The following is a 6,232-nucleotide window of genomic DNA, read 5'->3' as shown; positions in this document are numbered from 1 at the left end:
GGCCCGGCCCGGTGCGGGACGCCGTCAAGGGCGTACCGCACCGGAACCGGGCCGCCCCGTCACGCGTCGATGATGACCGGGATGATGAGGGGCTTGCGGCGGTGGGTCCGGAACGCCCAGGAGGCCACCGCGCGGGCGATGAGCTGTTCGAGCTGGTGGGCGTCGCCGACGCCTTCCTCGGCGGCCTTGGCCAGGACCTTCTCGATGACCGGCACGACCGGTTCGAACGTCGTGTCGTCGTGGACGAAGCCACGCGCCAGGAAGTCGGGAGCCTCGGCCAGCGCCCCCGTGTCGGCGTCGACGATCGCCACGACCGTGACGACGCCTTCCTCCGCGAGGGTGAGACGGTCCTTGAGCGAGGCCTCGGTCGCGCCGCCGACCGTCATGCCGTCGACGTACACGTAACCGGCCGGCACCTTGCCCGTGATGGAGGCGCGGCCGTCGACGAGGTCGACCACGACTCCGTCCTCGGCGATGACCACCCGGTCGGGGTCGACACCGGTACGGATGGCCAGGTCGCCGTTGGCCCGCAGGTGGCGCCACTCGCCGTGGACGGGCATCACGTGGCGGGGCTTGACGATGTTGTAGCAGTAGACGAGCTCACCGGCGCTCGCGTGCCCGGAGACGTGCACCTTGGCGTTGCCCTTGTGGACGACGTGGGCGCCCCACCGGGTCAGTCCGTTGATCACCCGGTAGATGGCGTTCTCGTTGCCCGGGATCAGGGAGCTGGCGAGCAGGACGGTGTCGCCCTTCCCGATGCGGATCATGTGGTCGCGGTTGGCCATCCGGGACAGGGCCGCCATCGGCTCGCCCTGGGAGCCGGTGCACACCAGGGTGATCTTGTTGTCCGGCAGCTTCTCCAGCTCCCGCATGCTCACGATCAGGCCGGACGGCACCTTCAGGTAGCCCAGCTCGCGGGCGATCCCCATGTTGCGGACCATCGAGCGGCCGACGAAGGCGACCTTGCGGCCGTGCTGGTGGGCCGCGTCCAGCACCTGCTGGATGCGGTGCACGTGGCTGGCGAAGCTGGAGACGATGACCCGCCTCGGGGCCGTACGCATGACCTGCTCGATCGCGGGGTTCAGGTCCCGCTCGGACGTGGTGAAGCCCGGTACCTCGGCGTTGGTCGAGTCGGTGAGGAAGAGGTCGACACCCTCCTCGCCGAGCCGGGCGAAGGCGCGCAGGTCGGTGATGCGGTCGTCCAGCGGGAACTGGTCCATCTTGAAGTCGCCGGTGTGCAGCACCATGCCCGCGTCCGTGCGGATCGCGATGGCGAGACTGTCCGGGATGGAGTGGTTGACCGCCACGAATTCGCAGTCGAAGGGGCCGAACTTCCGCCGGTCGCCCTCACGCACGCGCACGGTGCGCGGCCTGATGCCGTGCTCCTTGAGCTTGGCTTCGAGGAACGCCAGGGTCAGCTTCGAGCCGACGACGGGAATGTCCGACCGCTCGCGCAGCAGGTAGGGGACGGCGCCGATGTGGTCTTCGTGGCCGTGGGTCAGCACCACCGCCACGACGTCGTCCAGACGGTCGCGGATGGAGGTGAAGTCGGGGAGGATCACGTCCACCCCGGGCTGGGTCTCCTCGGGGAACAGCACGCCGCAGTCCACGATGAGCAGCTTGCCGGCATGCTCAAAGACGGTCATATTGCGGCCGATCTCCCCCAGACCGCCCAGGGCGACGACCCTCAGCCCTCCGGCGGGCAGGGGAGGGGCGGCTTTGAGTTCGGGATGCGGATGGCTCATAACTTGTGACGTTACCGGAGGCCGCGCCGCAGATCCTTTACGGGTTCACCCAGCAGGTTCACCGGAACACCCGAAGTGAGCCCCCGCCCGCCCAGGAGCCCCTTCGGGCCGGCCGTCGGTGACGCCCTTCGGCCGTTCGGGAACGCGTCGGAGTCACCCCGGGGTCCCCGGACATCACCCGGTTGTGACGGTGAACTCAGTTCATGAACGCGATCACGGGGCAGGGGCAGGAGGGGACGGGCCGTCGCGCGGTCGATCGATCGAGTGACGGGGGCGGCCCTGCTTTCCTTGTGCGAGCGTCCCGTGCTTATATTTGCCGCACGACAACAATCGAACGGAGCGGATCACCCCGGCCGGCCGCCGGCCCAGGCAGCGCCGGCGGGGGTCGTGAAGGGAAATCTGGTGAGCAGCAGCAGCGAGGCCGTGGCCCGGAAGCACGTCGCCAACGCCATGCGGGGCCGCGTCGAGGAAATAGCCGACCGATGGGTCCGGCTCCAGGTGCAGCAGGCGGCCCTGAGCGGCACGACGAGCGAGAGCGAACTGCGCGAGGAGGCGGACACGGTGGTCGCCGCCCTCGTGACCGGTCTCGACAGCGCTCTGCCGATCGACCGCATCGCGAACTCGCACGCCGAGCTCAATCGCGCGGTCACGGACCTCTCGTTGCGCAGGGCGAGGGGAGGGGAGTCTCCCACCGCCACGGCGCTGGCCGTCCTCGTCCTCAAGGAGGCGCTGCTGGAGGCCGTGCAGGAGACCACGCAGGACAGCGGAGAGCTGTTCTCCGCGGCCCTCTTGATCAACCGGCTCCTGGACGGTGCCGGGGCGTTGTCCTTCGACACGTACGTCGAGGGGCGCGAGGAGATCATCCGCCGACAGAGCAGGCAGCTCCTGGAGCTGTCGACGCCGGTCGTCCGGCTGTGGCGGCAGGTTCTGGGCGTACCGCTCATCGGTACGCTCGACACCGCGCGTACCCAGGTGGTGATGGAGAACCTGCTCCAGGCCATCCAGGACCAGGAGGCGACGGTCGCCATCGTCGACATCACCGGTGTGCCTACGGTGGACACAGCTGTGGCGCAGCACCTGATGCAGACGGTCAACGCGGTACGTCTGATGGGGGCCGACTGCATCATCAGCGGCATCCGGCCGCCGATCGCGCAGACCATCGCCCAACTGGGCATCGACCTGTCGACCATCATGACGCGGGCCACCCTGTCCGACGCGCTGTCCGAGGCCATCAAACTCACCGCCGGACCCCTGCCCACCCCCGACGGACCGGCCTTCCGATGAGCGGGCCCGCATCCACCGGCGTGCCCATCCTGCGCCTGGGCGACGTCCTGCTCACCGGGCTCCTCAACGAGCTCGACGACAAGGCCGCCCTCGCCTTCACCCACGAACTCACCGAGCGCATCTCGGCGGACCGGGTGCGCGGGGTCCTCATCGACATCTCGCGTCTGGAGATCATCGACTCCTTCGTGGCCCGCACCCTGATGGAACTGACCACGATGGCCAAGCTGCTGGGGGCGCGGGTGATCGTCGCCGGAATGCGGCCGCCCGTCGCCATCACACTGGTCGAACTGGGCATCGAACTCGTCGGCGTGGAAACCGCCCTGAACGCAGAGCAAGGGATGGCCGCCCTGGGCTGGCACCAAAGTCCGCAGCCCCCGGAAGGGGCCCACCGTGACTCAACTCGCTAACACGTCCACCACCTCGCGCGACAACCGCCCCGACGCCGCGGACCGCGGCGCCACCGAGCCCGACGCCACCGCGGAGTCCGTCACGCGGGTGGCCCTGCACACCGAGGAGGACCTGCTGACGGTCCGCCACGCGGTGCGCGCGGCCACTCTCGCGGCGGGCTTCGGCATCGTCGACCAGACACGGGTGGTGACCGCCGCCAGTGAACTGGCCCGCAACGCCTACATCCACGGCGGCGGAGGGGTGCTCACGATCGACTTCCCGCGTCGCCACGGCGGGCAGGGGCTGAGGCTGACGATACGTGACGACGGCCCCGGCATCCCCGACGTGGACGCGGCGCTCGTGGACGGCTTCACGACCGGAGCGGGGCTGGGCCACGGCCTTGGCGGCGCCCGTCGCCTGATGGACGACTTCGAGGTCCGGACCGCGCCGGGCCGCGGGACGACCGTGATCGCCACGCGGTGGGTGCCCCGTTGACGCGTCCGGTCGTACCGCCCACCGCCCTGGTGCGCATCGATCACTACAGCGCCGTCCACCTGGCGGCGGCGACGGCCCGCTCGCTGGCGCAGGAGTGCGGGCTCCCCGGCGCGATGCCGGACCGGGCCGCCGTGCTGGCCTCGGAACTGGCCAGCAACCTCGACAAGCACGCCAAGGACGGCGCCCTGTACATCCAGGCCCTGCCGCTCGGCGCCGGGTTGGAGGTCCTCGCGGCCGACCGGGGTCCCGGCATGCCCGAACCGCAGCGCTGTCTCACCGACGGATACACCACCACCGGCACCCTCGGCGCCGGGCTCGGGGCCGTGCGGCGCATCGCGTCGGACTTCACCATCCGCACCCAGGTCGGCGTCGGCACCCTGGTCTGCGCCCGGCTCGTGCTGCCCGGGCTGCCCCAGCCGGTCTGCCAGGACGCCGGGTTCGTCTGCCTGCCCGCCGAGGGGGAGCGTGACTGCGGGGACGCCGCCGCCCTCGTCGAGGCCGACGGGGTCCGCACCGCGATCGTCCTGGACGGACTCGGACACGGACCGAACGCCGCCGAGGCCGCCCAGACCGCCCTGCGCGCCTTCGGGCCCGCCGCCGACCGGACGCTGCCCCAGATCCTCACGGCCCTGCACCGGTCGCTGCGCCACACCCGCGGCGCCGCGGTCGGGCTGCTGCGCCTGCGCCCCGGCCGGGCGGAGTACTGCGGCATCGGCAACGTCCGGGCCCTGGCCGTCTCCGCCCGCGGCGTCCACCACAGACTGACCGGCCAGCCGGGCGTCGTCGGCTGGAAGATGCCCGTACCGCAGCCGCGCATGATCCCACTGGACCCGGGAACAACAGCCGTACTCCACAGCGACGGCATCACACACACCTGGGCCCACGCCCCGTCCCCCTTCCACCTGCGCCTGCCACCCCCGCTGCTCGCCGCAGCCGTCGCCCACGGACACCGTTCCGGCCGCGACGACGCGACCGTGCTCGCCGCCAAGCCTCACCAAGGGCCCCGATGACCGACAGACTCTTCCGTACCCTGCCGCCGCTGCGCCGCGCCGTGCGCCGCATCGCACGCGAACACGGCCTGCCCGCCGACGTCAGGGCCCGCCTCGTGCTGTCCGTGACCGACGTGGCCGGCGGCGAGCTGCGCGCCGGCCGGCCGGCCGCCCTGAGCGCCGTGCAGGAGCCGGACCCGGGCGCGGACCCGGACACGGGTACGGAGACCACGCACTCCCACGTGCTGGCCGTCACGCTGCGGCTGCCCGAGGCGGCCGGCCCGCCCACCACGGAGGACCTGCCGCTGCCGGCGGCGAACCCGTCCCACGACTCGGTCGGCTGGCGGATCCCCGTACCCGCGCGGGAGGACGGCCCGGCGCCCGGCAGCCTCCCGCCCGGCGCCCGGTGGACCGAGACCCGCGCCGTGGAGGAGGAGCTGCGCGCGGCCTTCGCCCGTACCGACGGCCTCGTCGCCGAACACCGGCGCCTCAAGCACGAACTGGCCGAGACCAACGCCGGCGTACTCGCGCTGTACGTCCAGCTCGAAGAGCGCGACGAACAACTGCGCAAGGCCCACGGCCAGATACTCCGGGAACTCGAAGACGCCCTGCGTCCGCGCCCGGTCACCGTGGACGGCCTGGAACTCGCGGTGCACTACGCCCCCGCCGACTCCAACGCCCCCACCGGCGGCGACCACTACGACTGGTTCGTGCTCCCCGACGGCACCCTCCACATCACCGTCGTGGACGCCCTCGGGCACGGCGTACGCAGCACCCGCAGCGCGCTCAACGTGACCCACGCGGTGCGCACCCTCGCGCTGGAGGGCCACCCGCTCAAGTCGATCCTCGCCCGCACGCACGAGATCCTCATGCCGCTGGACCCCGACCTCATGGCGACCGTCCTGCTGGCCCGGCTCGACCCGTCCACCGGCGAGCTGCGCATCGCGAACGGCAGCCACCCGCCCGCCCTCCTCCTGCGGGCCGACGGCACCGCCCGCTACCTCGAACTGCGCGGCAGGGGCATCGGGTTCCCGCTGCCCGGGAGCGAGGAGATCCTGCACCTCGACGTCGACGCGGGGGACCTCCTCATCCTCTACACCGACGGCCTCACCGAGAGCCGCAGAGACCCCACCGAGGGCGAGATCCGCCTCGTCGAGGCGGCGCGCCGGCACGCGGCGAGGCCCCTGACCGAGATCCCCGCGGCCGTCGCCGCCGACATGCACACCGTCGTCCTGCACCCCGACGACACCCTCGCCCTGGCCATCCGCTTCACCGGGCCCTCCCGCGTGGGGGTGCCCGCCGCGCGAAGCGGCGCCTGACCCTCCCGGCCCA

At 71.9% G+C, this 6,232-nt stretch carries 6 protein-coding genes; 5 read left to right on the top strand and 1 reads right to left on the bottom strand.

The features are described 5' to 3' along the window. Nucleotides 1-59: 59 nt before the first annotated feature. The gene (locus ACWGH0_RS25810) at nucleotides 60-1,745 is read right to left on the bottom strand and encodes a ribonuclease J (RefSeq protein ID WP_453406618.1); all 1,686 of its coding nucleotides are present in this window, start codon (nucleotides 1,743-1,745) and stop codon (nucleotides 60-62) included. 450 nt (nucleotides 1,746-2,195) lie between these two features. On the opposite strand from ACWGH0_RS25810, the gene ACWGH0_RS25805 reads away from it, so the two are divergent. From ACWGH0_RS25805 to ACWGH0_RS25785, 5 genes are read left to right on the top strand one after another with little or no spacing between them, the layout of a single operon-like run. Continuing rightward, nucleotides 2,196-3,029: an STAS domain-containing protein gene (locus ACWGH0_RS25805; protein ID WP_453406621.1), complete on the top strand. Its 834-nt coding sequence runs from the start codon at nucleotides 2,196-2,198 to the stop codon at nucleotides 3,027-3,029. Next, the gene (locus tag ACWGH0_RS25800) at nucleotides 3,026-3,436 is read left to right on the top strand and encodes an STAS domain-containing protein (protein ID WP_453406617.1); all 411 of its coding nucleotides are present in this window, start codon (nucleotides 3,026-3,028) and stop codon (nucleotides 3,434-3,436) included. The genes ACWGH0_RS25805 and ACWGH0_RS25800 overlap by 4 nt, the downstream gene beginning before the upstream one ends. After that, a complete protein-coding gene (locus ACWGH0_RS25795; RefSeq protein ID WP_453406616.1) occupies nucleotides 3,420-3,911 on the top strand; it encodes an ATP-binding protein in 492 nt (163 codons plus the stop codon). The genes ACWGH0_RS25800 and ACWGH0_RS25795 overlap by 17 nt, the downstream gene beginning before the upstream one ends. Beyond that, nucleotides 3,908-4,921, top strand: a complete 1,014-nt coding sequence (locus ACWGH0_RS25790; RefSeq protein WP_453406615.1) for a SpoIIE family protein phosphatase — start codon at nucleotides 3,908-3,910, stop codon at nucleotides 4,919-4,921. The genes ACWGH0_RS25795 and ACWGH0_RS25790 overlap by 4 nt, the downstream gene beginning before the upstream one ends. Next, complete coding sequence (locus ACWGH0_RS25785) at nucleotides 4,918-6,219, top strand: PP2C family protein-serine/threonine phosphatase (protein ID WP_453406614.1); 1,302 nt, start codon at nucleotides 4,918-4,920, stop codon at nucleotides 6,217-6,219. The genes ACWGH0_RS25790 and ACWGH0_RS25785 overlap by 4 nt, the downstream gene beginning before the upstream one ends. Nucleotides 6,220-6,232 lie beyond the last annotated feature (13 nt).

The organism is Streptomyces sp. NPDC054887, assembly GCF_053610585.1.
The sequence above is the reverse complement of the archived record's forward strand: the minus strand, read 5'-3'. Positions and strand labels throughout refer to the sequence as shown.

What these genes read in the sequence shown, in the direction of transcription:
- ACWGH0_RS25810 (WP_453406618.1), bottom strand. Translation starts at nt 1,745, where the DNA reads ATGAGCCATCCGCATCCCGAACTCAAAGCCGCCCCTCCCCTGCCCGCC.
- ACWGH0_RS25805 (WP_453406621.1), top strand. Translation starts at nt 2,196, where the DNA reads ATGCGGGGCCGCGTCGAGGAAATAGCCGACCGATGGGTCCGGCTCCAG.
- ACWGH0_RS25800 (WP_453406617.1), top strand. Translation starts at nt 3,026, where the DNA reads ATGAGCGGGCCCGCATCCACCGGCGTGCCCATCCTGCGCCTGGGCGAC.
- ACWGH0_RS25785 (WP_453406614.1), top strand. Translation starts at nt 4,918, where the DNA reads ATGACCGACAGACTCTTCCGTACCCTGCCGCCGCTGCGCCGCGCCGTG.